The organism is Flexivirga meconopsidis (assembly GCF_026162425.1).
Taxonomy (GTDB): domain Bacteria; phylum Actinomycetota; class Actinomycetes; order Actinomycetales; family Dermatophilaceae; genus Flexivirga; species Flexivirga meconopsidis.
On sequence record NZ_JAOBQJ010000001.1, the window covers coordinates 973542 to 998842 of the forward strand.

At 67.7% G+C, this 25301-nt stretch carries 22 protein-coding genes; 15 read left to right on the top strand and 7 right to left on the bottom strand.

Features of this window, described 5'->3' with window-relative positions; translation table 11 throughout:
• Position 1: 1 nt before the first annotated feature.
• The 6 genes from N2M23_RS04695 to N2M23_RS04720 all read right to left on the bottom strand — a co-directional run bounded on the left by N2M23_RS04695 (position 2) and on the right by N2M23_RS04720 (position 6056).
• Positions 2-1624, bottom strand: a complete 1623-nt coding sequence (locus N2M23_RS04695; protein WP_265443663.1) for an acyl-CoA carboxylase subunit beta — start codon at positions 1622-1624, stop codon at positions 2-4.
• 31 nt (positions 1625-1655) lie between these two features.
• Entirely contained in the window at positions 1656-2456 is an 801-nt protein-coding gene (locus tag N2M23_RS04700) for an AfsR/SARP family transcriptional regulator (protein WP_265443664.1), read from the bottom strand.
• 230 nt (positions 2457-2686) lie between these two features.
• The gene (locus N2M23_RS04705) at positions 2687-3460 is read right to left on the bottom strand and encodes a 4'-phosphopantetheinyl transferase family protein (protein WP_265443665.1); all 774 of its coding nucleotides are present in this window, start codon (positions 3458-3460) and stop codon (positions 2687-2689) included.
• A 33-nt stretch (positions 3461-3493) separates the two neighbouring features.
• The gene (gene sbnB / locus N2M23_RS04710; RefSeq protein WP_265443666.1) at positions 3494-4528 is read right to left on the bottom strand and encodes a 2,3-diaminopropionate biosynthesis protein SbnB; all 1035 of its coding nucleotides are present in this window, start codon (positions 4526-4528) and stop codon (positions 3494-3496) included.
• Positions 4529-4537: 9 nt separating this feature from the next.
• A complete protein-coding gene (locus N2M23_RS04715) occupies positions 4538-4813 on the bottom strand; it encodes an acyl carrier protein (RefSeq protein ID WP_265443668.1) in 276 nt (91 codons plus the stop codon).
• A 49-nt stretch (positions 4814-4862) separates the two neighbouring features.
• Positions 4863-6056 carry a type III PLP-dependent enzyme domain-containing protein gene (locus N2M23_RS04720; protein ID WP_265443669.1) on the bottom strand — a complete coding sequence of 398 codons (1194 nt, stop codon included), beginning with the start codon at positions 6054-6056 and terminating at the stop codon, positions 4863-4865.
• A gap of 202 nt (positions 6057-6258) precedes the next feature.
• Between N2M23_RS04720 and N2M23_RS04725 the strand changes: the two genes are divergently transcribed.
• On the top strand, positions 6259-6894 hold the full coding sequence (locus tag N2M23_RS04725) for a ParB N-terminal domain-containing protein (protein WP_265443671.1): 636 nt from the start codon (positions 6259-6261) through the stop codon (positions 6892-6894).
• Between the two features lie 9 nt (positions 6895-6903).
• On the opposite strand, the gene N2M23_RS04730 is transcribed toward N2M23_RS04725, so the two are convergent.
• Positions 6904-7971 (bottom strand): helix-turn-helix domain-containing protein, encoded by a 1068-nt coding sequence (locus tag N2M23_RS04730; RefSeq protein ID WP_265443672.1) that lies wholly within the window; start codon positions 7969-7971, stop codon positions 6904-6906.
• A 112-nt stretch (positions 7972-8083) separates the two neighbouring features.
• Here N2M23_RS04730 and N2M23_RS04735 point away from each other — a divergent pair, with 112 nt between their 5' ends.
• The 14 genes from N2M23_RS04735 (at position 8084) to N2M23_RS04800 (ending at position 25232) form a co-directional block, all read left to right on the top strand.
• Positions 8084-9781 (top strand): MFS transporter, encoded by a 1698-nt coding sequence (locus N2M23_RS04735; protein ID WP_265443674.1) that lies wholly within the window; start codon positions 8084-8086, stop codon positions 9779-9781.
• On the top strand, positions 9778-10701 hold the full coding sequence (locus N2M23_RS04740) for an ACP S-malonyltransferase (protein ID WP_265443675.1): 924 nt from the start codon (positions 9778-9780) through the stop codon (positions 10699-10701). Before N2M23_RS04735 ends, N2M23_RS04740 begins: the two co-directional genes overlap by 4 nt.
• Before the next feature lie 190 nt (positions 10702-10891).
• Entirely contained in the window at positions 10892-12388 is a 1497-nt protein-coding gene (locus tag N2M23_RS04745; RefSeq protein ID WP_265443676.1) for a class I adenylate-forming enzyme family protein, read from the top strand.
• Positions 12389-12440: 52 nt separating this feature from the next.
• The gene (locus N2M23_RS04750; RefSeq protein ID WP_265443677.1) at positions 12441-12695 is read left to right on the top strand and encodes a hypothetical protein; all 255 of its coding nucleotides are present in this window, start codon (positions 12441-12443) and stop codon (positions 12693-12695) included.
• A complete protein-coding gene (locus tag N2M23_RS04755; protein WP_265443678.1) occupies positions 12692-13864 on the top strand; it encodes an aminotransferase-like domain-containing protein in 1173 nt (390 codons plus the stop codon). Before N2M23_RS04750 ends, N2M23_RS04755 begins: the two co-directional genes overlap by 4 nt.
• Positions 13861-16272 carry a lantibiotic dehydratase gene (locus tag N2M23_RS04760; RefSeq protein ID WP_265443680.1) on the top strand — a complete coding sequence of 804 codons (2412 nt, stop codon included), beginning with the start codon at positions 13861-13863 and terminating at the stop codon, positions 16270-16272. The genes N2M23_RS04755 and N2M23_RS04760 overlap by 4 nt, the downstream gene beginning before the upstream one ends.
• Entirely contained in the window at positions 16269-17018 is a 750-nt protein-coding gene (fabG, locus tag N2M23_RS04765; protein WP_265443683.1) for a 3-oxoacyl-ACP reductase FabG, read from the top strand. Before N2M23_RS04760 ends, fabG begins: the two co-directional genes overlap by 4 nt.
• 84 nt (positions 17019-17102) lie before the next feature.
• Entirely contained in the window at positions 17103-17390 is a 288-nt protein-coding gene (locus tag N2M23_RS04770; RefSeq protein ID WP_265443684.1) for an acyl carrier protein, read from the top strand.
• A complete protein-coding gene (fabZ, locus tag N2M23_RS04775) occupies positions 17390-17872 on the top strand; it encodes a 3-hydroxyacyl-ACP dehydratase FabZ (RefSeq protein WP_265443685.1) in 483 nt (160 codons plus the stop codon). Before N2M23_RS04770 ends, fabZ begins: the two co-directional genes overlap by 1 nt.
• 19 nt (positions 17873-17891) lie before the next feature.
• The gene (locus N2M23_RS04780; protein WP_265443687.1) at positions 17892-19991 is read left to right on the top strand and encodes a GNAT family N-acetyltransferase; all 2100 of its coding nucleotides are present in this window, start codon (positions 17892-17894) and stop codon (positions 19989-19991) included.
• A 59-nt stretch (positions 19992-20050) separates the two neighbouring features.
• The gene (locus N2M23_RS04785; RefSeq protein WP_265443689.1) at positions 20051-21085 is read left to right on the top strand and encodes a hypothetical protein; all 1035 of its coding nucleotides are present in this window, start codon (positions 20051-20053) and stop codon (positions 21083-21085) included.
• Between the two features lie 5 nt (positions 21086-21090).
• Complete coding sequence (locus tag N2M23_RS04790; protein ID WP_265443690.1) at positions 21091-23397, top strand: beta-ketoacyl-[acyl-carrier-protein] synthase family protein; 2307 nt, start codon at positions 21091-21093, stop codon at positions 23395-23397.
• Positions 23398-23409: 12 nt separating this feature from the next.
• On the top strand, positions 23410-24021 hold the full coding sequence (locus tag N2M23_RS04795) for a 4'-phosphopantetheinyl transferase family protein (RefSeq protein WP_265443691.1): 612 nt from the start codon (positions 23410-23412) through the stop codon (positions 24019-24021).
• Positions 24018-25232, top strand: coding sequence for a hypothetical protein (locus N2M23_RS04800; protein ID WP_265443693.1), 1215 nt, complete (start codon positions 24018-24020; stop codon positions 25230-25232). The genes N2M23_RS04795 and N2M23_RS04800 overlap by 4 nt, the downstream gene beginning before the upstream one ends.
• The last annotated feature ends 69 nt before the right edge of the window (positions 25233-25301 follow it).

Here is a 25301-nt window from a genome sequence, read left to right on the forward strand (position 1 = left end):
CCTATGCGGGCTGATTGCCGTGCCGGCGCTCGGGTAGCCGGACCCGCTTGCGGGTGAGCGTCGCAATCGCGTCCGCCAGCACCGTCCGGGTCAGCGCCGGGTCGATCACGTCGTCGACCAGGCCACGTTCGGCCGCGTAGTAGGGGTGCATGAGCTCGTCGCGGTAGCGGGCGATGCATTCGCGCCTGGCCAGTTCTGGGTCCGGCGCCGAGGCGATCTCCCGGCGGAAGATGATGTTGGCAGCGCCCTCGGCGCCCATTACCGCGATCTCGTTGGTCGGCCAGGCGAAGGACAAGTCGCAGCCGATGGAGCGTGAGTCCATCACGATGTATGCGCCGCCATACGCCTTGCGCAGAACCACCTGGATGCGCGGCACGGTCGCATTGCAGTAGGCGTAGAGCAACTTGGCGCCGTGTCGGATGATGCCGCGCCGCTCCTGGTCGACCCCGGGCAGGAAACCGGGAACGTCGACCAGGGTCACCAGGGTGATGCCGAATGTGTCGCACATCGTGACGAAACGGGCTGCCTTCTCCGACGCCGCGATGTCGAGTGCGCCGGCGAGCACGGTCGGTTGATTGCCGACGATGCCGACGACCTCGCCGCCGATCCGGGCGAGCACGCACACGACGTTGCGCGCCCAGCGTTCGTGGACCTCGATCCATTGCCCGTCGTCGACGAGCTCGTTGATCACCGCCCGCATGTCGTAGGGCATCTTCGGATCGGCCGGCACCATCGTGCAGAGTGTGTCGACGCGACGGTCGGTCGGGTCGTCGACGACCTGGTCGGCCGGAGGATGATCGTGGTTGTTCTGCGGGAGCAGCGAGAGGAGGAAGCGCACGTCGTCGAAGCAGTCGGCCTCGTTGTCATGGGCGAAGTGAGCAACCCCTGAAATCTCGGAATGCACTGCGGCGCCGCCCAATTCGTCCATGCCGACCGACTCTCCGGTGACTGCGGCCACCACGTCTGGTCCGGTCACAAACATCTGCGCGATGCCCTCGACGGCGAAGACGAAATCGGTCAGCGCCGGGGAGTATGCCGCGCCGCCAGCGCATGGGCCGACCATCACACTGATCTGGGGTATGACGCCGGAGGCAGTGACGTGGCGACGGAAGATTTCGCCGTAACCAGCGAGCGCCGTGACGCCCTCCTGGATCCGGGCCCCGGCTCCGTCGTTGACACCGACCACGGGGCATCCAGCGCTGACCGCCAGATCGAGCACCTTGCAGATCTTCTGCGCATGCGCCTCCCCGAGCGCTCCACCGAAGATGCGGAAGTCGTGGGCGTAGGCGAACACTCGGCGACCGTGCACCAGGCCCCAGCCGGTGACCACCCCGTCGGTCGCAGGGCGCCGATGCTCCAGGCCGAAACCGGTCGCCCGGTGCCGTCGGAACCCTTCGATCTCGTGGAAGGTGCCGTCGTCGAAGAGCAGGTCGAGGCGTTCGCGGGCGGTCAGCTTGCCCTTGCGGTGCTGGCGTTCGGTGGCCTCGATGTCGCCTCCGGATCGCAGGTCGGTCTGCATCCGGTGCAGCTGCGCGGTGCGCTCCTGCAGCGTCGGCGTGGGCAACTCGGTGAGTTCGAGTCGGCGTTCGAGGTCGCCGAGGGTGCGGTCGTTGAGGTCGGTCATCGCGGGTGCTCCTGTTGCCTTGTCGTGGCTGTCACGCAACGGCGCCGACAGGGGCGTCGCGGTGGAAACGTCGGGACAGCTTCGGATCGTGGCTGAGGATCGCCTGGTGCAGGTGGTTGAGTCGGTGGCTCGGGTCGACGCCGAGCTCGTTGCGCAGCCGGTTGCGGACTCGCCGGAACACGTCGAGAGCCTCCGTCTGACGCCCGTCGAGGTAGAGCGCCATCATCAGCAGCTCGTTGAGATTCTCGCGCTCGTGGTGCATCTCGACCAGGTGCGTCAGGTCGGCGATCGCCGACCGCACGTCGCCTGCCTCCAGCCGCAGCCCGGCCTGCAATTCGAGAGCAGTGGTGCGGCGCTCGGTCAGCCGGACCCGCTCGGCGCGCAGCGCCGGAGCGTCCGATACCCCGTCGAGTGCCGATCCCTGCCAGCGGGCGAGTGCGGTGTCGATCAGGTGCGTGGCGCGCACCGGGTCGCCGCGGCCGAGCATCTCAGCCTCCCGAAGCTCGCCGACGAACGCGAAGACGTCCACCTCCTCCGGGCGAAGCGCCAATCGGTAACCTCCCTCGACCGTCTGCAGCAGCGCGTCCCCCCGCTCGGTGCCGAGGCCGGCTCGCAGCGCTCGCCGCAGCCGGGTGATGTTGGCCTGCAGGGCGTTACGCGCGTTGCCCAACTCGGCGTCGGACCACAGTTGGTCCACCAGGTAGTCCGCGGACAGCGACCGCCCGGGCTCGAGCGCCAGCAACGCGAGCAGGGTGCGTGCCTGCCGAGAGACCAGCGGCACCCCGACACCGTCATCGCGAAGGGAAACCCACCCCAGAAGATTGATCTTCATGACTTCCTCGACAACTTCTCTCGTGAGCGGTTCCTGATCGTCCGCTCGCTGCGATGTCACCACTATGGGTCGGCCCGGAGTCGATGCGAAGGGTTTCGGAAGGGGCACAAACTGACATGGCAGGGTGTTGCGGCCATGCGCCCCGGAGCGCCCCGGGACGCGCGAAACCCCCGTCATACCGGGGGAAATGCGGTATGACGGGGGCGTGGGTGGGCGGCCGAGGGTCTTGTTCAGCCGGTGCAACCGACCAACTCGGTTGCGGGGGAGGTGTCGTGCGCGCGCACTGCTGCCAGCTCCGCACCGACCCAGTGCAGGCGCACCGAGAGCTCACTGGTGCCGCGCACCGCGATCGCACCTCTGGATCGGTCGTCGCCCGCGGCGAGCACCTCGGGCGGCAGGTCCTCGCACACCACGTGCCGGGCGTTGAATCCGTCCGGCACGGATCGCTCCGACCAGCTGAGCAGCGCTGCCGGCTCGGCAGAGGAACTCACCCGCAGATGACGCATCGGCACACCGAGACCGATCCGGGCCGCCTTGAGGATCGCCTCCTTGCGTACCCACCGCACCAGCAGCGCCTCGTGCAGGTCCGGTGCGGCAAGGTCCTCGGCGAGTTCATCGTCCCGGCAGAGCAGGCGACGCACCCGGTTGATCGTTTCCAGGTCGGCGACCTCCACGTCGACGCCGACGGCTTCTGGCCCAGGCACGATGGCGACCGCGACCAGGTCCCCGCTGTGGGAGACCGACAGCGACCACTCGCCGGCGTGAGCGCCCGCCGCGCCGACCGGACCGTGGTCCTGGGCCTTGCATTCGGGGCACTCACGGTGCACTTCGGCGGACTGATCCATCGTCAGCCGGCGCAGTGCGTAGCGGGCGAGCGTGGCGCCGGTGGTGAACCGCTCTCGGTCGTCTTCCTGCTGATATTTGTTGCGGCGCAACAACTCTCGCGGGCTCAGGCCAGCGGGGTCAGCGCTGTCGCGCCGTGCGAGCCAGACGTGTGCTTGCATGATCGGCCCTCCTTCCTTCGGGTATGACGGGGGTCACGGCAACCGCTGCAACTCGTGGAAGAAGCCCGGCAGCTCCCGCAACGCGCCGGTGTCGCGCAGTTCGTCGTAGATGCGTTTGGCGACCGCGAGATCGAGTACGCCTAGACCGAACGGGGAGAACACCACCGTCCGGTCGAACGGCACCTGCACGCGGCCCAGCAGCACGTCGGCCAGTGTCCCGTCGAGGAAGTCGCGGTTTCCGGTGCGCTGCTCGGCCAGGTGTACCGAGGTGTCGGCCTTCAGGCAGTGCTCGACGTCGTCGACGATGTTGCACGCAGTCAGCACCACGTCGACGCCCACGTCGCGCAATGAGACATTGAGCACCAGCGGCGCGTGGTCGAAGTCGGAAGCATCGGTGAGGTAGGGCTCGGGAGCGACCGTCGTCAGCAGCACCAGGTCGCCGGATCGCACTGCAGATCCTGCAGATTCGGCAATCGAGACGGTTGTGTCGGCCAAGGTGCGCGTCAAGTGTTCGGCGAACTCCGCGGCGTGCGAGTCCGAGGCGTCATACAGCGTGACGTGACGGAAGGTCAGGCCGGCAGCGAGCAGGTAGTGCAACACGTAGCGGGCGATGAGCCCGCCGCCGACGATCGTCAGGGTCTCGATCCGGCGGTCAGCGCCGAGCACTGTCGCGGCGAGCGCGGCCGATGCGGCCGTGCGGGTCGCGCTGATGATGGAAGACTCCACGCAAGCGAGCGGGTAGCCGGTCGCGGGGTCATTGAGGATGCTCACCGCCGAGGCACGGGGCACCCCGAGCGCGACGTTGCCCGGCACACTGGAGATCCACTTGACGCCGTCGACCCCGATTGAGCCGCCGACCGAGGCCGGCAAGGCGATGATGCGGTTTTCGGGCCGGTCCGGGAAGCGCAGGAAGTAGGACGGTGGATTGACCGTATCGCCCTGGTGGTGAAGCAGATACGTCTTCTCGACCAAGGCGATGGTCTCGGTTTCGCGTCCGGCGAGGTAGGTCTCGACCTGTTCGCCGCCGATGACGGCAAACTCCGGCACGGGGCTGGGGGCGATGGCCATAGCGCGGGCTCAGCGTCCGGTCTCGCGCTGCACGAATGCGGTGAGTGTGCCGACAGTCGCGAAATCGCGCATCCGCAGCTCCTCGACGTCGAATTCGACGCCGAACGCATCGGACAGATGCAGCAGGAGGTCGAGCACGCCGGTGGAGTCCAGGCCGATCTCGTGAAACAGGGACGTGTCCGCGGTCGCGTCGAGGACTGGCCGGCCGCGTACCTCGGAGAGCGCGCCAACGACGAGGCCGAACGTGTCGGTCTCAGTGCCGTAGCGGGTCGGTGCGAGTGTCATCACATGCTTCCTTTCTGATGAAATGTGTTGTGGGTCAACGCTTCCCGCGTCACCCGATCGGGTGTGCCCGACCCGTTCGGCTCGGGTTGTGCTCACTGCGGACCAGTCGCTGACCGCGCAGTAGGTCTTCGGTGGTATCGGCGACCCTGATGAGTCGCGGTTGGGCATCGGCGACCAGAACCTCGGCAGGTAGGCCTCGTGAGAGCACCTGGCGCATGGGCATTGGCACGCCGACGGGCCCGCCATGGCGGACGGCGAGCAGATCGCCGGGTCGGACAACGGGCAGCTGCACCGGTGAGGGTTGGCCACTTGGGTCGGGGCCGCGCAGCAACGATGCACGCTCCCCGCGACCTTCGTCGTCGGGCAGGAGCACAGGAGCGGCTTGGTGCTGATCGGTGACCAGGTCGATGTCGGTGACGACGTGCTGGGTGTCGCCGCGGTCCGTGGCGTTCCGGACACGAGCGACCAGGAGGCCGGCCGGGCGGGTGAAGGAGAGGCCGTACTCAACGAGCACGTCGGCGGCTCCGACCGGCTCGAGGAAGGCGCTCAGCTGGTCTGCGTCGGACTGGGCGGCGCTCGAGACCGTCGGGTTCAGGTCGTCCCCGAGCAGGACGAGCCGCAGCGGGTGCATCTGGTCGATGCGCCGGGCTGTGTCGATCAGGTGGCGAACGCTGTCCGGCCCGGCCACCGCGCGCGAAAGACTGGCCGGTGGCCTGTTCGACCGCACTGCGATCAGGTCGAGCGACGGGAATCGGGCGGCGAACGCTGCCTTGCCCAGGTCCTTTTCGTCGATGCCGAGGTCGAGCTGCACACCGACGGGAGCACGGGTGCCGCGGGCCGTGGCGACCCGGTCGATGAGCGTGAGTTGTTCGAGATCGGCGGCGACGATCACACCGACACCCGAGCGCAGGCAGGCTTCGACGTCTTCGGAGGCGTCGACGGTTGCGAAGACGATCTGGTCGGCGTCGCAGCCCGCGAGCAGAGCGGTGGTCAGTTCGGCAGGCGACCCGACCACCGCCACCGCACCCGCCGTGTGAATCGCGGCGCAGACCGAGACATTGGGATTGGCCTGCAGCCGGAAAGCGGGTCGAGCACGGTCGGTCAGCGCGATTGCCACCTGCGTGACTGTGTCGTGCAGCACCGCTGCGTCATACACGTAGACGGGGGTGCCCACGTCTCGCGCGATCGACGCGACGGACACACCCTGGATGGAGGTGGTCACCGCGGGGCTGGAGGAATGCATGGTCTGCTGCTCGCTTTCGCCGATGGCACGGGTATGCCGGTGTGCTCGTGATCTCGACGGTAGGAAGCGGCCGTGACGCCTCGCTGACACCGATCTGACGCGTGCTTCGGGACCGTGCGACAGGGCCGCCCGGCTTTCTACGCTCCGGGACGTCACCGGTCGACCGACCGGTGACAGAGCACGGACGAGAGGGTGGGGAACGATGAGCAGTCTCATCAGGATGCTGGCGCCGGGTGCGCTGGTGCAGCACGAGACGGTCGAGCCGTCGCGACTTGCGGCGTTGACCGGGCAGATCGAGAGTCGAGGAGTCGTCGTACCGGTGGCGGTCGCGCCCCTCGGCGACGGCCGTTTCATGGTGCTGGACGGGGCGCACCGCACGGCGGCGGCCGTTGCGGTGGGATTGGCGCGAGTGCCCTGCCGAGTGTTCGCGCCGGCACCTGGCAAGCCCATCGCCGGTTGGACGCACGTGATGCGGGAGCGTCGTGCTGAGGAGGCGCTGATTGAGTTCGCTGCCCGCCCTCTGCCAGCTGCCGGACCGCTGGTCGCAGTGGTGCGTTTCGTCGGCACGACCGCCCGGGTGCACGCGACGGACAACTCACACGTGGCAGTGCATGAGGCCTTCCATGCATTGGCCGACGGATACCGCACGATGCGTTACCGCCGCTTGGCCGAGCCCTCTCGGTCGGCGCAGGTGCAGGTCACCTGGCACCCCCCGACCTGGTCACAGCTGGGTGCGATGGTCAGCGGTTGCGGGGCGTTGCCGGCGGGCGTGACTCGATTCGGTATGACGACCGGCGAAGCGAGCCCGGTGCTGCAGGACGATGCGATACCCGCGTGAGGTCCGGTGCTAGATCAGCCCTCGCTGAATCGCGCGGACACCCATCTGGAAGCGCGAGGAGGTGTCGAGCTCCTGACTGATCTTGGCGATCACCCGGCGCACCGAACGCAGCGACATACCGACCCGCCGGGCGATGGACTCGTCCTTGTGCCCGCCGGCGAGCAGCCGCAACACCTCGTGCTCGAGCGGGCTCGGTGTCCAGGAATCCTCGGAATCGGTTCTGCTGCCGGTAGATCCGGACACGTACCGAGACAGCGGCTCTGCCGCCTCCCAGCACGCGTCGAAGGTCTGCACCAACGCGTCGACCAACCCCGGCATGGTTGCGAGACAGGCGCCACGTGATGGATCGAGTGGGTCGATCGGCAGCAGCGCCGCGGACCGGTCCCAGATCGTAAGGCGGGTCGGTAGCGAGGTCGCGACCCGCACTTGCGCGCCGGCGTCGGCCATCTCAAGTTGATAGTCGAGCAGTTCGCGCGATCGGCGCAGGTGCCCCGCCAAGACGATCGTGCGCACGTCGAGTCCGCGGTCGATGAGTTCGAGATCTTGCGCCTTGGCGGACTTCAGCGACTCTGGGTCCTGCTCGGTCGTGATCATCGCGCGGGACTCACGCTGCAGCGACATGACGAGCTCACTGATGCGGTCCATCACCGAGTGCCGATCGGCAAGCACCTCCACGACGTCCTCGCGGTAGACGCGTGCCTGTTCGTACTCGTCGAGCAGCAACTCGGCAGCCCGGCGACCGGTGAGCAATTGGGTGCGTCGGTGCTGCAGCTGCGCCTCTTCCTCGTCGATGCGCCGCAGCAGGGCCGAGCGGGGGGAGAGGGCACGTAGCTCGCCGGATTCCTCCTCGCCAATCAACCGTTCGCTGAGCAGATCGGCGAGTAGGGGCTCGGCGTCCGACACCCCGAGATGATCGGCCACTTCATCACCGGAGCAGCCGGGCTTGCGCACGACGTAGAGGTATGCGGCAAGCGTCTGGGAATCGATCCCAGTGGGGCGCAGGGCTGCCAGCAGTTCGGCGGCGTCGCCCTGCTCTGTCTCGTCATGGCCGATCGCCGCCAAGGAAAGCCCCTCCACTACTACCCGCCGGAGTCCGGACCTCTGCGATCTGCAGCCGATCTCCGCTACCGGCTGCAGAATATCCGACCGATAAAGCGGCGATAAGCGCCTCGGTCAACGTGGGACGGCAATGAGCGGAACCCCCGGCATACCTGCCGATCCGATGCAGCGTGCCGCCGACTTGACCGGAGAGATGATGAGTCAGACACAACGATCACCGATCGGGAAGTACACCGCCCTGACGGCGTCGATCCTCGCCGTGTCGATGGTGATGATCGACCAGACGATCGTCGCGATCTGCGGCCCGGCCATCCAGGCCGGTCTGGGGATCTCGCACGACGCCTTGCAATGGGGCATCAACAGTTACGTCCTCGCCACCGCGGCCACGTTCGCGCTCGGAGGCAAACTCGCCGACCGGTTCGGCGACAAGCGCATGGCTCTGCTCGGCACGGCGGGCTTCCTGGTCTCGTCGGTGCTCTGCTCGCTCACCCCGTCCGGCGGGCCGGCGGCCGGCTGGCTGATCGCGGCCCGCGTGCTGCAGGGCGCCAGCGGCGGCCTGATGTTTCCTGCGGCGCTGGGCATCGTCGCCGGCTCGGTGGACTCTCGTCGCCGCGGCAGCGCGATGGCGTGGTTCTTCGCCATCACCGGCGCGATGACTGCAATCGGCCCGATCGTCGGCGGTTACCTGGCCGACGTCGACTGGCGAGCGATCTTCTGGATCAATGTCCCGATCGCCGTGCTGGCCCTGCTAGTGCTGAGCGTCACCTCCGTGTCGCGCACCCGGTCGCGCGCGCCGATCGATCTGCGCGGCGCGGTGCTCATTGCCGTCGGCATGACGTTGCTGATCCTCGGCGTGCAACAGTCCACCAGTTGGCCACAGCGCACCGCGCTGACTGTCGCGGCAGCCGGTGCGTGCGTGCTGCTGATGGCCTTCGCGCTCGAAGCGCGCACCAAGCACCCGCTCGTGCAGTTGCGTCGTTTCCAGGACGCCGGTTTTGCCGCGTCGGCTGCGGCGGTGACACTCGCCTCGGCGGCGATGATCCCGTTGTTCTTCTTCATCAGCGTGTACGGCCAAGTGTCCCAAGGCCTGTCGCCGCAGAACTCCGGTCTGGCGATGCTGAAGTTCTTCATCGGATTCGTCGTCGGCAGCCGGGTGGGCGCCCGCATCTTCGACCGGCGTGGAGCGGGGATCCCGTTGATGCTCGGCGGCGCGATCGGTGCCGGCGGCTTCTACTGGTGGGCCAGCATTATGGGCGACCTGTCGTTCGACGCGAGCAAATTCGTCGGCCCGCAGTTGTGGCCGGCGATCATGGCCGGCGCCGGCATCGGCCTGATGCTGACCCCGGCGAGCACCGACGGGCTGAACCGCGGTGACTCCTCGTCATACGGAGAGATCACCGGGATCTTCCAGACGCTGCGCAACTTCGGTGCGGCCGTCGGACTGGCCGCGATGTCGGCGGTGGTGACGCAGCAGTTCACCGACAAGCTGACCACCAGCTTCGGCAAACTGGGTGCTCCGCGCAGCGCCGCCGAGTGCGTCGCGAACAGCATCGGCGGTGGCCGGACCTGCGCCACCGGGGGTGGACACGAGGGCAGTCCCAGTGCCGCGTTCACCCACGCGGTCCAGTCCGGCTACGCCGATTCGGTGCACGTCGCCTTCCTGATCATGGCCGCGGCGATGATCGGTGTTGCGCTGCTCGGCAAGTTCGTGCACCCGGGCAACCGCACCGCCGTCGCCGAACCGCAGCCCGATGCGTATGACGCAGCGCTGCGCGACATGCGCAGCCGTCGGCAGGCGGGGTCGGCCCGGAAGCTGGCCCGCCGGTGAACGCGCCGAGCACGGTCGTCGTCGCACCCGGTCAGGGCGCGCAGACGCCGCGGATGCTGGCCAGCTGGGTGCGCGACCCGCAATTGCGAGAGCTGGTCGAGCGGTGGTCGCAGATCGCCGACCTCGATCTGCTCGACCTTGGCACCAAGGCGCCGGCCGATCGAATCGTCCGCACCGATGTCGCGCAGCCGTTGCTGGTCGCGGCCGGGCTGCTCGCCCTGCAGGTGGCGCCCGCCGCAACACTTGCCGGCGACGGACCGATTGTCACCGCTGGCCATTCGGTGGGTGAACTGGTCGCGTCAGTTGCTGCTGGGTGTCTGCAACCTGACCAGGCCATCCGCCTGGCCGCCGTCCGCGGTCGGGAGATGGCGCGGGCGTGCGAGTTGCGGCCCACGGGCATGACCGGGCTGCTCGGCGGCGACCCGGACGTCGTGGCCGCCTTGGTCACCGATTGCGGACTGCAGGTCGCCAACCGCAACTCGGCCGGACAGGTAGTCGCCGCAGGGTCGGTCGAGCGCCTCGCGACACTTGCAGAGCGGGCACCTGAGGGCGTGCGAGTGCGTCCGCTGTCGGTCGCCGGGGCATTTCACACCGACGCGATGCTTCCCGCCCAACCTGCTTTCGCTGCCGCCGTCGGGCAGGAGCACTTCGCCGAACCGGCCGCGACCTGGTTGTCGAACAGGGACGGTCAGCCACTCGAATCCGGTGTGGCAGCGGCAGATTCGCTGGTCCATCAGCTCGTGTCGCCGGTGCGCTGGGACTTGGTGATGGACAGCATTTCGCGGCTTGGGCCGCGAACGTTCGTGGAGCTCCCTCCCGCCGGAACCCTCACTGGCATGGCCAAGCGGGTGCTAGCGGGCGTCACCATGCGACCGGTGAGCACGCCGGCAACCCTGCAGCGGATGAGTCGCGTCGCATAGGACGCTCCGGCTACCAAAGAACGGCCCCGGGGTCGGATCGACACGATCCGGCCCCGGGGCCGTTCTTGTGTCACCGCGGAGCAGGCCCTTATCGCTGCCTTAAATCGGTTGCTGATGAACGAAATAACGATGCGGAAGGGAGTGGCGGTCGAATCGGGTCATGCACCTCGAGCTACCCGAAGGAGGAACCGTGTCGAGCATCTTCGACCTGCTGAACGAGGCGGTCGCCACGTCCCCGGACAAGACCGCTCTGATCGACCGCGATGGTGAGTTGACCTATCGGCAGCTGGGCGAGTTGACGGTGACGCACGCCGCAGCGCTTACTCGTGAAGGCGTCGCGCCGTCGGACCGGGTGGTGCTGACCGCATCCCCGGATCGGCACACGGTTGCCCTCATCTTCGCGACTGCGCGCATCGGAGCTGTCGCGGTGCCGGTTCATCTCGACCTCACTGCCACCCAGTTGGAGCAGGTCGCCGCCAACTGCGAGGCGTCGGTCGTCATCGTTGATGACGAAAATACAAGCTGCGCAGTCAAGTCCGTCGTCTGGCGGCGCGACGCCTGGCTGACAGCCTTGGACGTGCATGCCGCTGCCGATGAGCCCTACGCGACCGGCAGCACGGATCTTGCGCTGTTGCTCTACACCTCCGGCACGACGTCCGCCCCCAAGGGCGTGATGTGCCCGCACGACGCCGTCCTGCGGGCGACCGCCTCGGTGGGTCAGGTGCTGCGCTACCGCCCCGACGACGTCGTGCTGCTGCGGTTGCCGTTGGCCTTCGACTACGGCCTCTACCAGGTATTCCTCACCGTCGCGGCGCGCGGCACCGTGCTTCTCGCCGGCCGTGACATGGATACCTCGCTCGTCGACCTCATCGTCGGCCACCGGGTGACGGTTGCGCCGCTCGTGCCCTCGCTCGCTCAGATGCTGCTGATGCTCACCGCCGGCCGCCCGGTCGAGAGCGGCCTGCGACTGTTCACCAACACCGGTGCCCGCATGGGCGAAAGCCTTTGGCGCGAACTACAAACGGTCTTCCCCGCAGCGGAGTACGCCTCGATGTACGGCATGACCGAGTGCAAGCGGATCAGCATCCTTCGGCCGGACGAACTCGTCACTCGACCGACATCGGTCGGGCGCGCGATCCCTGGCAACAGCATCCGCATTGTCGACGAGGCAGGCGAAGAGCTGCCGGCCGGTTCGATCGGCACCATCGTGGTACGCGGCGCGACGATGATGGCCGGCTACTGGCGGATGCCACTGGACCGCCAGCGTCAATACGTCGCGTATGACGGCGGCCTCGAACTGCACACCGGCGACCAGGGCTGGCTCGACGATGAGGGCTACCTCTACTTCAGCGGCCGCGACGACGACGTCATCAAGCGGCAGGGCATCCGGGTCAGCCTCACCGAGATCGAGGCCGCCGCCGAGCGCCTCGACGGGGTCGAGGAGGCCGTCGCGCTGAAACCGGGCGACGACGGACGCCTGGTGCTGTGCGTGGTCGGCGATCTTCCCGAGAAGGCGATCACTCAGGCGCTGATGGAAAGTCTCGACATCGCACGCCGCCCGAACCTCATCCTGCACGTCGACTCAATTCCGTTGACCAAGAACGGAAAACCGGACCGTGTCGCGCTCGGCGCCGTCGTCGCCGAACGTCGCGGCACGGCCGTGGGCCGAGCACCCGCCGGCGCCTGATCCCGATCCATCCAGCCATCGACAACACATCACATCAACGAGGAGAAAAATCATGGACACCACCTTCACCCAGCTCCTGGACGACTACCTTCCCGAAGGCGTCGAGCGGCCGCTCGACGGCGGCAAGCTCTTCGTCGAGTTCGGCATGGACTCGATGGCCACCCTCGGTCTCTACATCGCGGTCGAGCGGGGATACGGCATCAAGTTGTCGCCCGGTGACATCGCCTCCGGCAAGCTCGGCACCATCGACGGGCTGTGGGGCGCGATCGCCGAGGCGACCGCGCAGCCGCTGGACGTGGCGTCGTGATCCGCGAGGACACGGCCTCGAGTCCCGACTTGTTCAGCACCAAGCCGGGCACGATCTCGTTCGCCGGCGGGATGCCGAACCTATCGGTTCTGCCGTGGGAGCAGATCGCCGACGATGCTCACCGGATGCTCCTGCTCGGCGGAGCGACGATCCTGCAGTACACCACCCCAGGTATCTCGAAAGGTCTTGCGCGAGCGATTGATTCAGTAATGGCGGCATCGGGGGTGCCGGCCGATCCGCGTTCGGTGATACCCACGGCCGGATCGCAGATGGGTTTGGCGGCCATCGCCCAGTCGTTCGCTCGGGAGGGCCAGGTCATCGCATGCGAGGCGCCGACCTACCCGGGCGCGCTGGCGGCTTTCCGGGCGGCGGGCGCGCGCATCGTGTCGATCGACATCACTGGCGGCCTGACGGAGGAGAGCCTGGCCGCGCAGTTGGATGCCGCACCGGAGAGGCCGGCGCTCTATTACACGAATCCCAACTTCCACAATCCGACCGGCGCGACCCATGACCGGGTCAGTCGCGAACTCATCGCCGCGGCGTGCGCGGACCGTGGCGTCCGGATCGTCGAGGATGACCCCTACGGTCTGCTGTCGTTCGACGGCGAGCCGACGCCGGTGCCCTTCGCCGAGTTGGCCCCGTCCACGATCTACCTCGGGACGTTTTCCAAGATCTTCGCCCCCGGCCTGCGCATTGGCTGGATCAGCGCTCCGGAGGACGTGCGTGCCCGCCTCGCCCATGTCGTGGAGTCGATGACGCTGTCGCCGGCACCGTTGAACCACGCGATCGCGGCCGGTTTCTTCGCGCTCGGCGACTGGAAGGGGCTGGTCGCCGACTATCGCGACACCTACCGCCGTCAGGGCGCCGCGATGACGAGGGCACTCGCGGAGACCTTCGGTGACGCATCGGGCTGGACGTGGAACGAACCGGGTGGCGGTTTCTACGTGTGGCTCACCCATGACGACGTCTCACTGGACGCCCGTGACCTGTTGCCCATGGCTGCCACCGAAGGCGTCTCCTTCGTGCCGGGCGCGTTCTTCAGCGCGCAGGACGACTACCGCAACTGCCTCCGGCTGTGCTTCAGCGCGAATTCGCCGGACAAGACCGAGGAAGGCATCGCGCGGCTGGCGCGTGCACTGTCAGCACGACCCGTCGAGGTGGCGCCATGACGCAACTGATCGAACCAATCGTAAAAGGCGGCAACGACTTTGGAGCGGTAGTGCCACTCGGTGACACCCGGTGGCGGCTCTGGAAGACCGTCGCCGTCCGGTCAGCCGGCTTCGCGGTGGAGGAGCTCGCTGCCTTCGGGGACCCGGAGCTGGCCGAGGATGCGGACCAGGCCATCGCCGGCAACCAGAGCGAAGGCGACTTCGCCGACAAGTACGCCGAACACAGCCTGCGCGATGCCGAGTTGCTGCATCACGTGTGCGCCGACAGTAGGTTCCGGTTGGCGATCGCCTGGCAGAACCGACCGTTCCTGGAGTATCTCGACAAGGTCCTCGCGACCCCGATCGAGCGGCGCAACAGCAAGGCACGCGCACGCGAGCGGATCGTCGCGCGCTACTGGCAGCGCTACTGCAGCAAAGCCGAAACGATCGGCTTCTTCGGCCCGATCCAGTTCGTCGACATCGACCCGGACACGCCCACGGTCGCCGAGTTCCGCGCCGCCGACGAGCTGGTCGACCGGAGGCACTGCGCTTTCGAGGCGTGGGCGGTGCTTGAGGTCGGCGAGGCATTCGCCCGACGCGCCGAGGTGCGTCGCTGGCTCCCGCCATACCTCCGACCCGACCTCAGCCTGCAACTGGACGACGAAGGCGGAAGCATCGTGGTCCCCGGCCGCCGGCCGGAACGCCTCACAAGCATCGAGGCCTGGGTGGTGCGGGAGGCTGACGGCGACCGGACGATCGACGAGATCGCATCCGTCGTCGCCGAAACCGCCGACCGCCCCGTCGCCGAGGTCCAGCAGACCGCGCACGCGGTCGTCCAGCGGCTAGCGCGCAAGCGGTTGCTCACCTGGGGTGCCAATCTGCCGATCGCGATCGATGCCGAGCAGGTGCTCGACACCCGCATCGGCCGGGTCGGGGAACCTCGGCTGCGTGCCGAACTGTTCGCCCTCTGGGGCCGGCTGAAAGAAGCTCGTGACGGCGTTGCACGCGCCGGCACCGCCGAGCAGCTCGTGGCGGCCTTCACCGAGTTGGAGCGCGAGTTCGTCGCGGTGACGGGCAAAGACCCGACCGCACGCGGGCAGGGCAAGGCGTATGCCGGCCGGGATATCTGCGTCGAGGACACCACCCGCGCCGGCGATCTCACGATCGGTCCACAACTGTTGGATGCGGTCGCCGAACCCCTTGCCATGCTTGCTGATTCGGCCAACTGGTTCTCTGGCCGGCTTGCTCAGGAATACACCGAAGCGATCGAATCCGCCACCGACAGGGTTGCTCGAACGACCGATGAGGATGTTCCGCTCGCGGAGATCTGGGCAGAGGTGCTCCGGATGTTCTGGGGCGAGGGTGAGTTGCCCTTGCACCGCGCTCAAGCCGCCCTTGCCGATGCCTGGGGTGAGGTGCTGGCGGTCGGTCCGGCGGATCTGGAGCAGCGCGCCATCGAGCTCAGCGCCGCCGAGTGCGCCGACCGCTTCGCCGCGGTGTTCGGCACGATGCCGGCGCCGGGGTGGCGCCACGCCGCGATCCACAGTCCGGACCTGCAGGTCTGCGCCCGCAGCGTCGACGACCTCGCGGCGGGTCGGTTCACCGTCGTTGTCGGTGAACTGCACGCATGCATTCCGTCGCTCGACACTCCCGCGTTCACCTGGTCGCTCGATGAGCAGCAGCAGGTGCGCCGTGCGGTGGACGCGCAATGCGGTGGCGGGCGGGTGGTGCCGGCGTTCCCGTTCGGGTGGCGGCGCAACACCGGGCGTTTCGTGCCCGCAGTGGTCGGGCCGACCGACACGCTGGTCGGATTCAGCAAAGCCCCGTTGCGGGACCGCGGTGCGGTGTTGCCGGTTGGGGAGCTCGCACTGTGCCGGACCGCCGAGGGCCACCGGGTGGTGCGTGCCGCCGACGGCCGGGAATGGAGCATCGCCGAATTCTGGGGCGTGCCGTTGTCGATCGTTGCGGCCGATGCCTTCAAGGTCGGACTTGGCGGCCGACACGTGCCACGGGTGAGCCTCGACGGGCTCGTCATCTTCCGAGAGACCTGGAAGGTGCTGCCTGGCGATCTCAACCTTATCGGTGCGGCGGGCGGGAACGATGCGCGCGACTACCGGTCGGTTCGCGCCTGGCAGAGGCACATCGGGCTTCCGGACCGAGTCTTCGCCAAGTTCCCGGGAGAGGAGAAACCCGTCTTCTTCGACCTGACGTCCCCCGTTTTCGTCGCGATGTTCGCCGCGATGACCCGTGCGGCGGAGCGCCGCGACCCGAGCCTCCCGATCACGGTCAGCGAGATGTTGCCGGAGGTCGAACAGACCTGGTTGCCCGGGCCAGAGGAGGCCCAGACCTATGTGAGCGAACTGCGGGTGCAGCTTGTGGAGGCCAATGGACTAGATCGGACAGAAACCGGAGAAGGAGCAGGCGCATGATCGAATTCGAAGCAGGAACAAGGGCATTGGTGACCGGGGCATCACGCGGCATCGGCGCCGCATGCGCCGTCGCGCTCGCCAGGTGCGGCTGCGACGTCGCCGTCCACTACAACAGCGACAAGGACGGCGCCGAGGAGACTGCCTCGGCTGTGCGCGCGGCCGGTCGCGAGGCCTACGTCGTGCGCGCGGACATCTCGTGCGAGGAGGACATCACCGGGATGTTCGCCGAGCTCGCCGCGAGCTTCGGCAAGGTCGGTGTCGCGGTGCTCAACTCAGGGGTGACGGCCGACGGCTTCGTCGCTGCCATGGCGAGCGCGAAGTGGTCACAGGTGATCGACACCAACCTGACCGGGACCTTCCTGACCGCTCGTGAGTCGACCAAGCACATGTTCCGTACCGGCGGCTCGATAGTGATGATCGCCTCGACGAGCGGAGTGGCCGGTCGCGCGGGCCAGCCCAACTACTCCGCGAGCAAGGGCGGCATCATCGCGCTTGCCAAGTCGATGGCGGCCGAGGTTGCGGCCAAGAAGATCCGGGTCAACGTCGTGGCGCCAGGGTTCATCGAGACCAGCATGACCCGCACCGTGCCGAAGCCGGCCCTGGAGCAGGCGGTCGCAGCGATCCCGCTGCAGCGGGTGGGGCAGCCTGAGGAGGTCGCGGCCGCGGTCGCCTTTCTCGCCAGCCCGCAGGCGTCCTATATCACCGGGAAAACGCTCACCGTTGACGGCGGAATGATCAACGGATAACGCCGCCCACCAGACTCAAATCATCCTCAAAACCCCTACGAGACAGCATGTTTCGTCATACATGACCAATGAAGGAGCAGGACCATGGCACAGACCTACGACGCGATCAAGGACAAGGCGCAGCGTCGCTTCGACAACAACTGGACGCTGAAGTCACGCATCATCGACAGCCTCGGCCTGGAAACCTCGCCCGAGCTGATCTCCGACAACCAGCCGCTGTTCGGCCGCGGCCTCGAGATGGACTCCCTGGACACCCTCGAGATCGTGGTGATGGTCGAGGAGGAGTTCGGCGTCGCGATCTCCGACAGCGACACCGAGGCATTCGGCTCCATCAACGCAATGATGGACTTCATCGAAGCGAAGTCGGCCTGATGAGCGGGCGGTTCAGCTACGGCGCCGACCAGCTGCTGCAGATGCTGCCGCACCGGTGGCCGATGCTGATGCTCGACAAGGCGTATGACGTCGAGCCCGGCAGGTCGGGCAGGGGTGTCAAGAATGTGACGATCTCCGAGCCGCACTTCGCCGGTCACTACCCGACTCACTCGATCATGCCGGGCGTCCTCATCGTCGAGGCGATGGCTCAGCTGGTCGCGGTCGTCTACATCTCCGAGCATCTCGAACTGAGTGCGGCCGCAGACGACGCCGTCTCGGAGAAGGTCGGCTACCTGGGCGCGATCAACAAGATGAAGTTTGCCGCGCTCGTCCGGCCAGGCGACCGACTGGACCTCACCGCGAAGCTCGGCGAGTCGTTCGGCAGCCTCAGGCCGGTCCAGGTGAAGGCCGAGGTCGACGGGCAACTCGTTGCCGCCGGCTCCCTCACCGTGACCGAACGAGTCGCCGAGCAGGCGGCCTGAAACCGTAAGGCAGACAACGATGACCACCGTTCGAGACTTCCAGCCGGCGGACGCGGGTGACGTTGCGGAGTTGTTCAACCGACACCGTGACGTCCCCAACCCGGTCACTGGCGGGATCACCGCCGACCAGTTGCTGCAGGAACTCGCCGATCGTGACACCGAGACCTTTCTGGTCGCCGAAACCGATGGCCGGCTGGTCGGCACGTTCGGGCTGTTCCGCTCGGACGGTCGACGGGTCGCAGGCCCGGGTGAGCTCATCGCCGACATGTTCTTCGTGGCGCCGGAGTATCGCCGGGGAACACTCACCGCGGCACTTTTCGGTGACGCGGTGGAGCGCATGGTCGGCACCGAGTTCGGCGTGTTGCGACTGACGGTGAACCCTGCGAACACCGCCGCCTACACGCTCTATCGCAGGGTCGGTTGCGTCGCGATCGACCGTACTGTGCCGGGGGCGGACGGCAACGTGCAGCTGTGCAACTATCTGCCTCTGGTATTGCAGCAGATCCATCCGACGCTGCCGACCCATATCCGCGATCGCATCCGTGACCAGGCGACCACCCGGTTCATCCCGCGTGCGCTGCCCACACATCTCGACGGTGATCTGGAGGTCACCTCCGACGGCCGTCGCACTGTTCGAGTGCCGTTTGCCATAAGTGATTTCGAGATCGACACCGTGATCGACATCGACCGCAAGGTAGTGCTCAGTGCGCAGATGGACGGCTACCGCTACGAGGCACCTTCGTCGGAGTGCGACGCACCGATCTCGGCGCCTACCGCCGACGCGGTGGCTGTCTCCGCCGGCGACCTGCTGCTCCGGGTCAACCCGGATGGCAGCGCCGAGGTCTCGCACCCCGATCACCTCGGCCCGGTGTTCACCTCGCTGTGGCCGACGGCGGGCCGTGGCCGCGTCACTGGTTGGCGAGCTGGACACCCACGCACGCTGACGGTCGAACGGCGGCCGGACGGAGTGACCGTCGCCGAAGAGCTCGAGGATGGTCGGATCGAATGCCACTTCAGCCTGACACCGGATGCACTGTTTCAGCGATTTGTCGCGGAGAATGTCGAGCCCCAGCTCCTACTGCGCAGCTATCACCTCGCAGGCTTGCGCACCGGTTGGGTGCGGGTCTCCACGTCGCAGGAAGATCGCACCGATCCGATCGGTGACGGGCTCGGCGTGCGCGACACGGGTCAACTCCCGGCAGCGCAGCGCCTGCTCCAACCTGGCAGCCAAATCCGCTGGCACCAGGACGATTTCAGCCGTGATATCACGGTGACTGCTGACGTAACCGGACTAGGCGTGGTCACCAGCACCATGCTCGAACGTCGCTTCGACCCGAGCGACGACCCCGGCCTGCGCATCCACTTCGGTATGGCGCAAGACACCCTCGCCCGGGCAGGCGAGACCGGGTCGGTCGACGCACTGCCAGGACGCACCGACGCGCAGGAGGCACATGCGCAGACGGCTCGCTCCGATGCTGCGGCGGGCGGCGTGATCGGATGGAAGCCGTTCGCGCGCAACGTGTTCCGCTCCGCCCATCCGCGGTCGCGGTCGTTCGCGCACAACCCGCGTTGGTCGGCCGGCGTCTGGGTGACCCGAGACGTCACCCGTGAGTCCCGTAGCCACGGAATCGGCTGGGGTGTGCCTGAGCCGGGAAGATGGAGTGACGAGGCGGGATCGCTCCGCTACGAAGGCCTGTCCCTGCGGGCGGTCAGCTCGGCGAGAGCCGGCATCGCCGCGCTCACCGTGGCCGTTGCTGACAGCACACCCGCGGCCGATGGGGAACTGGTCGTCTGGCTGACGCCGGACAGCCCGTCCCGTGCTGACGCGGTCTGTTGGTCGCCGGGCGGGACTCCCGTCATACATCCACTGGGGGAGCGGTGGCAGCGCTGGGCGAGCGCAGTCGACCTGCCGCTTCGCGATGGCCGGTGGCTGCACATCGACTCGTCGGACGCAGGGGGTGACCACCCCGAGATTCTGGTGCGATCCACCGAATCCGGCCCACTGGTCGGCTGCCTCACCCGCTCGGGGTGCGCGCAGCAAGCCACCGCGACCTGGCGATTCGCCGTGCTCAACCATCCGCTCGACGCCACCGAGAACGCCCTGAAACAACCGGCATAAGGCATCAATAACCGCACCGGACAAGATCCGAAAACCACTCACTGCAAAGGACATCAGCCATGACACTCAGCACTGACACCGAACTGCTCCCCGGCCAGCAGGAGACTGCTGCGGCCGACTACGACACGGTCCGTAGCGGCAGTGCCTGCTATCAGCCGGCCGGCGTGCTGGTCCGCGTAACTGGCGCCGACCGCCTCGACTACCTGGACACCGTGCTGTCCAAGAGCACCGAGTTCGTCGAGCCCGATCAGGTCCGCGAGGTACTGCTGCTCACCGACGACGCCGAGCCGTTCGCGGTCGTCACCCACTGGGAGCTCGAAGACGAGACCTGGCTGCTGACGCAGACCCCGGTCGCCGTCGCCGACGTCGAGGCATTCTTCGCGCAGGCCGCAGATGGCGTCGAGATCGACGTCGCGCCCGCCGGATGGGGCGTTGTCGCGGTGGAAGGACCTGCGTCATGGAAGGTCGCGGCCCACTACCTCGACTTCGACATCTCGGGTCTGATCCTGCACCAGAGTGCACCGGCCGAGGTCGATGGTGTCGACGGCACTCACTACATCGCCCGCGTCGGCACCACCGGAGAGTACGGTTACGTGCTGCTGTCTGACACCTTCGAGCAGGTCCGCGCGCACGTGCTTGCCACCACCGAGGGCGAGGGGGGCCGACAGGTCTCCGCCACCGGACTGAGCCGCGTGCAGGCAGAGGCCGGAAACCCTTTCTATGCAGCAGGATTCGCCGGCCTGGACGTCAGCGCTGCCGACCTGGCGTGGTTGGTGGACTGGCAGCGCATTGGTGAGTTCCGCGGGTCGGACGCCTTGGCCGCCCCCACCCGTGACGACCGCAAGATCACACCCGTGGTCGTGTCGAACGACGCGGCACTCGAGCCAGGGGCCGAGGTGCGCGCGGGTGACACCGTCGTCGGTTCGGTCGCGTTCGAGGCTCCCGCCGGCAACCCCGCCGAGCGGCTCGCCTTCGTGGTGGTCGACGCCCCGTTCTGGGTCTCGGGCACCGAGCTGCAAGCGGGCGATGCCGAGCTGCAGACGGTCAGCATCCCGCGGGTTGTCTCCCGGTCGACCACCGAGCGGATGGGCTGAGCAGCATGACACGAGTCGTAGTCACCGGCCTTGGACTGATCTGCGACGTCGGGAACACGGTGCAGGAGTGCTGGGATTCCCTCGTCTCTGGTCGACCGGGTATCCGGGAGAACACGTTGTTCGACACCTCCGGTATGCCGACCGCGCTCGTCGGCGAGGCAGCCTTCGAGGGTGAGGACGGAGTCGACCGCTGCGTCGGCCTCGGCTCGGTCGCCATCGGAGAAGCCCTGCAGGACGCAGGGATCGACCCCGGGCAGCTGGGCGAGCGCCTCGGGTTCATCGTCGGCAGCAGCCTTGGCCCGATGCCGAGCCTGCAGGAATTCCATCGGGACTACCTGGTCAACGGTGCCGATAGCTCCGCTCCTGGGCTGGCCGCCAGATCGGTGTTGCATAGCGCCGCCGACGCACTCGCCGCCGGGTTCGGGGTGACCGGTCCCCGGGCGGTGACCTCCAACGCATGCGCCGCCAGCGCGGTCGCGATCGGCTACGCGGCCGAGTTGTTGTGGAGCGGCGAGGTTGACGCCGTGCTGACCGGAGGCGTCGACCCGCTCGCCTCCCTGTCGGCATACGGTTTCAGCAGCCTGGGTGCGCTCGCCGAAGGCCCGTGCTCACCGTTGGCCGCGTCCGACGGCCTGACCCTCGGCGAGGGTGCCGGATTCCTGGTCCTGGAGACGCTTGAGTCGGCGCAGGAACGCGGCGCGACCGTGTACGCCGAGGTCACCGGCTATGGCCTCACCTGTGACGGCTACCACCAGACCGCGCCCGACCCGTCGGGTGACGGGCCGCTTCGGTCGATGTCCGAAGCGCTGCGCAGCTCCGGGCTGACCGCGACCGACGTCGACTACATCAATATGCACGGCACCGGGACCCCGACCAACGACGCGGTCGAGCCCAAGTCGGTGCGGTTGCTGCTTGGCGGCCAGTCAGCTCCGGCAGTCAGCTCGACGAAGTCGATGACTGGGCACACACTCGGTGCGGCCGGGGCCGTGGAGGCGATCTGTTCGGTGCTGGCGATCCACCACGGGATGCTGCCCCCCACAGTCAACACGGGGGACGCCGCCGACCGCAGCGGGCTGGACATCGTGCCCGAGGCCGGTCGTAAGCAGGACACCTCGGTCGCGTTGTCCAACTCCTTCGCCTTCGGCGGCAACAACGCGTCAGTGGTGCTGACCGCGCCCGGACGGGTGGAAAGACTCCCGCAGGCAAAAGCGAAGAAGGTTGTGATCAGCGGTGTTTCGGGGCTCACCGCGGAGGCGGTGACCTCGGACGAGCTGCGGACCGCTCTGCGCGATGGGTCGTCGACCTTCGGCGCTCCGCGTGACATCGCGGGGCTGGGCTCGATCGCCTTCGGGGCGATCGACACCCGGCCACTCGCCCGGAAGATCAACCCGGCGAAGGCGCGTCGCATGGATCCGATGAGCATCCTCGCAGCTGCGGCCGTCACCGATCTCTACGCGCAGATCGGCAAGCCATCCCGCGCGGTGGCTGCCGACACCGGTGTCGTGTTCGGGACTGGCTTCGGTCCGTTGAGTGCAGTGGGCGACTTCCATACCGGACTGGTCCGAGGCGGGGTCTCCGGCGCTAACGCACTCGCCTTTCCGAATACCGTCGTCAACGCCGCCGCCGGACACCTGGCGATGCTCAACCGCTACCGGGGTTACGCCGCGACGCTCACGTGTGGCGGCACCAGCGCGCTGGACGCGCTACATCTTGCGACGAAGGTGATGGAGCGCGGCGCCGCGGACCGGATCCTGGTGGTCGTCGTCGATGAGTTCCCGCAGGTCGCGCTCGACGTGCAGGCGCGGATTCATCCCTACGCGGCGGACGGCGTGGTCCGAGTCGGTGGAGGCACTGGGTCGGTCCTGGCCGACGGAGCGGTCGCGGTGTTGCTGGAGACCGAGGAGGCCGCCGAGGCGGCCGGTAGTGCACCGATCGGCCGCTTCCTCGGTTTCGGGGCCTGCGCCGACAACGCCGGTGGCGCGCGGTTGGCTGACGACGGCGCTGCATGGGGCCGGTCCTTTGAGCTCGCGCTGAAGCGCTCCGGTCATGAGGCGGTGGACCTGTTCGTGTCGGCGGGCAACGGTTACGCCCTGGTCGACGACGCCGAACAGCTCGCCATGAAGGCGGCCGGACTAGAGAGCGCCGAGACGATTGCGCCCAAGGAGATTGTCGGCGAAACCTATGGCTCCGCAGCGGGTTTCGGTCTCATCGCGGCTCTGGACCGGCTGCAGGCAAACGCCACAGGGGTCGCACTCCTTTCCAGTTTCGCGTATGGCGCGAGCTACCACGCGGCCGTCGTCGGTTCCTGCTGAGCGGATCGACTCATGAACGCCACACCCACCACCGCCAAAGACGCCAGGCGGTCCGCCGTCCCGTTCTGGGGTCTGCGGTGGTGGGTACGGCGTTCCACCACCCCGGCACACGACGACTTCGGCCGCCGCCGTTCGGTCTCTGCTCGTGTGGAGCTGCGACGTGCTGCAACCGAACTGCTCGGCGCGGATCCGGGAGCGCCCACTGTCGACCGATTTGGACGCTGGCAGTGGCCCGAGCTGGGTGTGCACGGTTCGACGTCCAGCGTGCCCGGTATCGCAGCCGTCGCGCTCTCGACCGTTGGCCCAGTCGGTGTCGACGTGCAGGACGACCGGCAGCGGCCGCACACGATGCTGTGGGCGCGCCGAAAGCTCGGCCTACCCGACGCTCCGAGCGTCGAAAGGGCAGTAGGACTAGGCGATTTCAGCGAGATCGAAGCCATGCTCAAAGCCGCAGGCTGGGTCGGGCGTCAGCCCGACGTGGTCCCGGTCCCGCCGTGGTCGCCCGGCTGGCGCCGGGTCTCCGACGCCTGGTGGGTCCGTTCGACGTATCTGCCGGCGTTGCGAGCGCATGTGGCGCTCGCGGCCGGCCAACCATTACCCGTCTCGATCGAAGGATTGTCATGACCGTCATCGACGTCACGAGCTACCGACGGCGCGTGTCGCACGTCGAGCGCTCCTATCTCAACGCCCTCGTCAAGGGCAGCGCGTGCACTATCCAGTTGGTCGTGGAGTGCGCCGGAGACCTCGATCTGACCGCCTTGTCCGCAGCCGTCGACCGCGCGACCGACGCCAACCCCGGCATGCGGGTCACTCGCAAGGGCACCTGGTGGAAGGAGGGTGGTGAGCCACCCGGTGTTCGAATCATCGATCCTGCTGTTCCGTTGCGGGACAACGGATTTGCCCACCCGTGGTGTTACGAGGGCTTCGATATCGTCCGGGGTCCGGTCGCCGATGTCATCGTGCAGCCTGGTCGTGCCGGTGAACCTCATCTGCTGATCTTCCGCACCAGCCACGCCGTGTCCGATGGCCGCGGGCTCGAGCACTGGGTGCACGACATCTTCCGCGCGATGCGGGGCGAGGAGCCGCATGGCTCATTCAGCGCGCTCACCGACGCACACTTTGCAGCCAGGGCAGCTGGGTTGACCGTGCGGGACGGAGGTTTCCAGCCCTGTTCGGTCGGGTCCTTCGCCTCGCCCTTCGCACCTGCGGGTGACCTAGCTGACGCCGGTCGTCCGGTGTGGACCCAGCGCACGATCACCGTCGGTGGGCAGGCTGGCGTCGCGGCTCGGATCGCGGTGGCCGTCGCCCGCCGGGCGCCACGGCCGGGCACCGACGGTGACGCCCGCGTCGTCATACCCGTCGACATGCGGCGGCACGACAAGTCGGTGCGGTCGACGGCAAACCTGAGCGCGCCGATCTTCCTCGACGTCGATGCCACCGATGACTGGTCGGCGGTGCACGGCGACCTGCTTGTCGCGCTCATGTCGGCCAAGGAAGCCGCTCCGCTGGTCAATGGCTATCGGGGCAGCAACGGCTTCGCCCAGACGTTGTCCGACGCTGCGGCAGGCCCGGAGGTGCGCGACGGCATCGAATGGCACCCCTGCAGTGCGGTGATCTCGGACCACGGCACCGCGCACCTGCCGAACTTCAGCGGTGGCGGCCTGACCGCGCGACGGTTGTTCACCCTGCCGATGTTGGTGCCCTACTCGGCAATGTTCGTCAGCGCGTTCACCAGTCGGGATCAATTGACCGTGACGATCTGCCACCGCGACGGGCCCGGGGCGCGCGACACCGCCGAGTCGCTACTCGACGAGATTCAGGAGCTGCTCTCGTGACCATTCAAGCGTATCGGCCACGGCACGCTGCCTCAGACTCGAAAATCACTGAAAAACAGGGTGTTTCGT

Bases quoted from the DNA above. Each gene is read 5' to 3' on its own strand.
- N2M23_RS04695 (WP_265443663.1), bottom strand. From the start codon at position 1,624: ATGACCGACCTCAACGACCGCACCCTCGGCGACCTCGAACGCCGACTC.
- N2M23_RS04700 (WP_265443664.1), bottom strand. From the start codon at position 2,456: ATGAAGATCAATCTTCTGGGGTGGGTTTCCCTTCGCGATGACGGTGTC.
- N2M23_RS04705 (WP_265443665.1), bottom strand. From the start codon at position 3,460: ATGCAAGCACACGTCTGGCTCGCACGGCGCGACAGCGCTGACCCCGCT.
- sbnB (WP_265443666.1), bottom strand. From the start codon at position 4,528: ATGGCCATCGCCCCCAGCCCCGTGCCGGAGTTTGCCGTCATCGGCGGC.
- N2M23_RS04715 (WP_265443668.1), bottom strand. From the start codon at position 4,813: ATGACACTCGCACCGACCCGCTACGGCACTGAGACCGACACGTTCGGC.
- N2M23_RS04720 (WP_265443669.1), bottom strand. From the start codon at position 6,056: ATGCATTCCTCCAGCCCCGCGGTGACCACCTCCATCCAGGGTGTGTCC.
- N2M23_RS04725 (WP_265443671.1), top strand. From the start codon at position 6,259: ATGAGCAGTCTCATCAGGATGCTGGCGCCGGGTGCGCTGGTGCAGCAC.
- N2M23_RS04735 (WP_265443674.1), top strand. From the start codon at position 8,084: ATGAGCGGAACCCCCGGCATACCTGCCGATCCGATGCAGCGTGCCGCC.
- N2M23_RS04750 (WP_265443677.1), top strand. From the start codon at position 12,441: ATGGACACCACCTTCACCCAGCTCCTGGACGACTACCTTCCCGAAGGC.
- N2M23_RS04760 (WP_265443680.1), top strand. From the start codon at position 13,861: ATGACGCAACTGATCGAACCAATCGTAAAAGGCGGCAACGACTTTGGA.
- fabG (WP_265443683.1), top strand. From the start codon at position 16,269: ATGATCGAATTCGAAGCAGGAACAAGGGCATTGGTGACCGGGGCATCA.
- N2M23_RS04770 (WP_265443684.1), top strand. From the start codon at position 17,103: ATGGCACAGACCTACGACGCGATCAAGGACAAGGCGCAGCGTCGCTTC.
- fabZ (WP_265443685.1), top strand. From the start codon at position 17,390: ATGAGCGGGCGGTTCAGCTACGGCGCCGACCAGCTGCTGCAGATGCTG.
- N2M23_RS04780 (WP_265443687.1), top strand. From the start codon at position 17,892: ATGACCACCGTTCGAGACTTCCAGCCGGCGGACGCGGGTGACGTTGCG.
- N2M23_RS04785 (WP_265443689.1), top strand. From the start codon at position 20,051: ATGACACTCAGCACTGACACCGAACTGCTCCCCGGCCAGCAGGAGACT.
- N2M23_RS04790 (WP_265443690.1), top strand. From the start codon at position 21,091: ATGACACGAGTCGTAGTCACCGGCCTTGGACTGATCTGCGACGTCGGG.
- N2M23_RS04795 (WP_265443691.1), top strand. From the start codon at position 23,410: ATGAACGCCACACCCACCACCGCCAAAGACGCCAGGCGGTCCGCCGTC.
- N2M23_RS04800 (WP_265443693.1), top strand. From the start codon at position 24,018: ATGACCGTCATCGACGTCACGAGCTACCGACGGCGCGTGTCGCACGTC.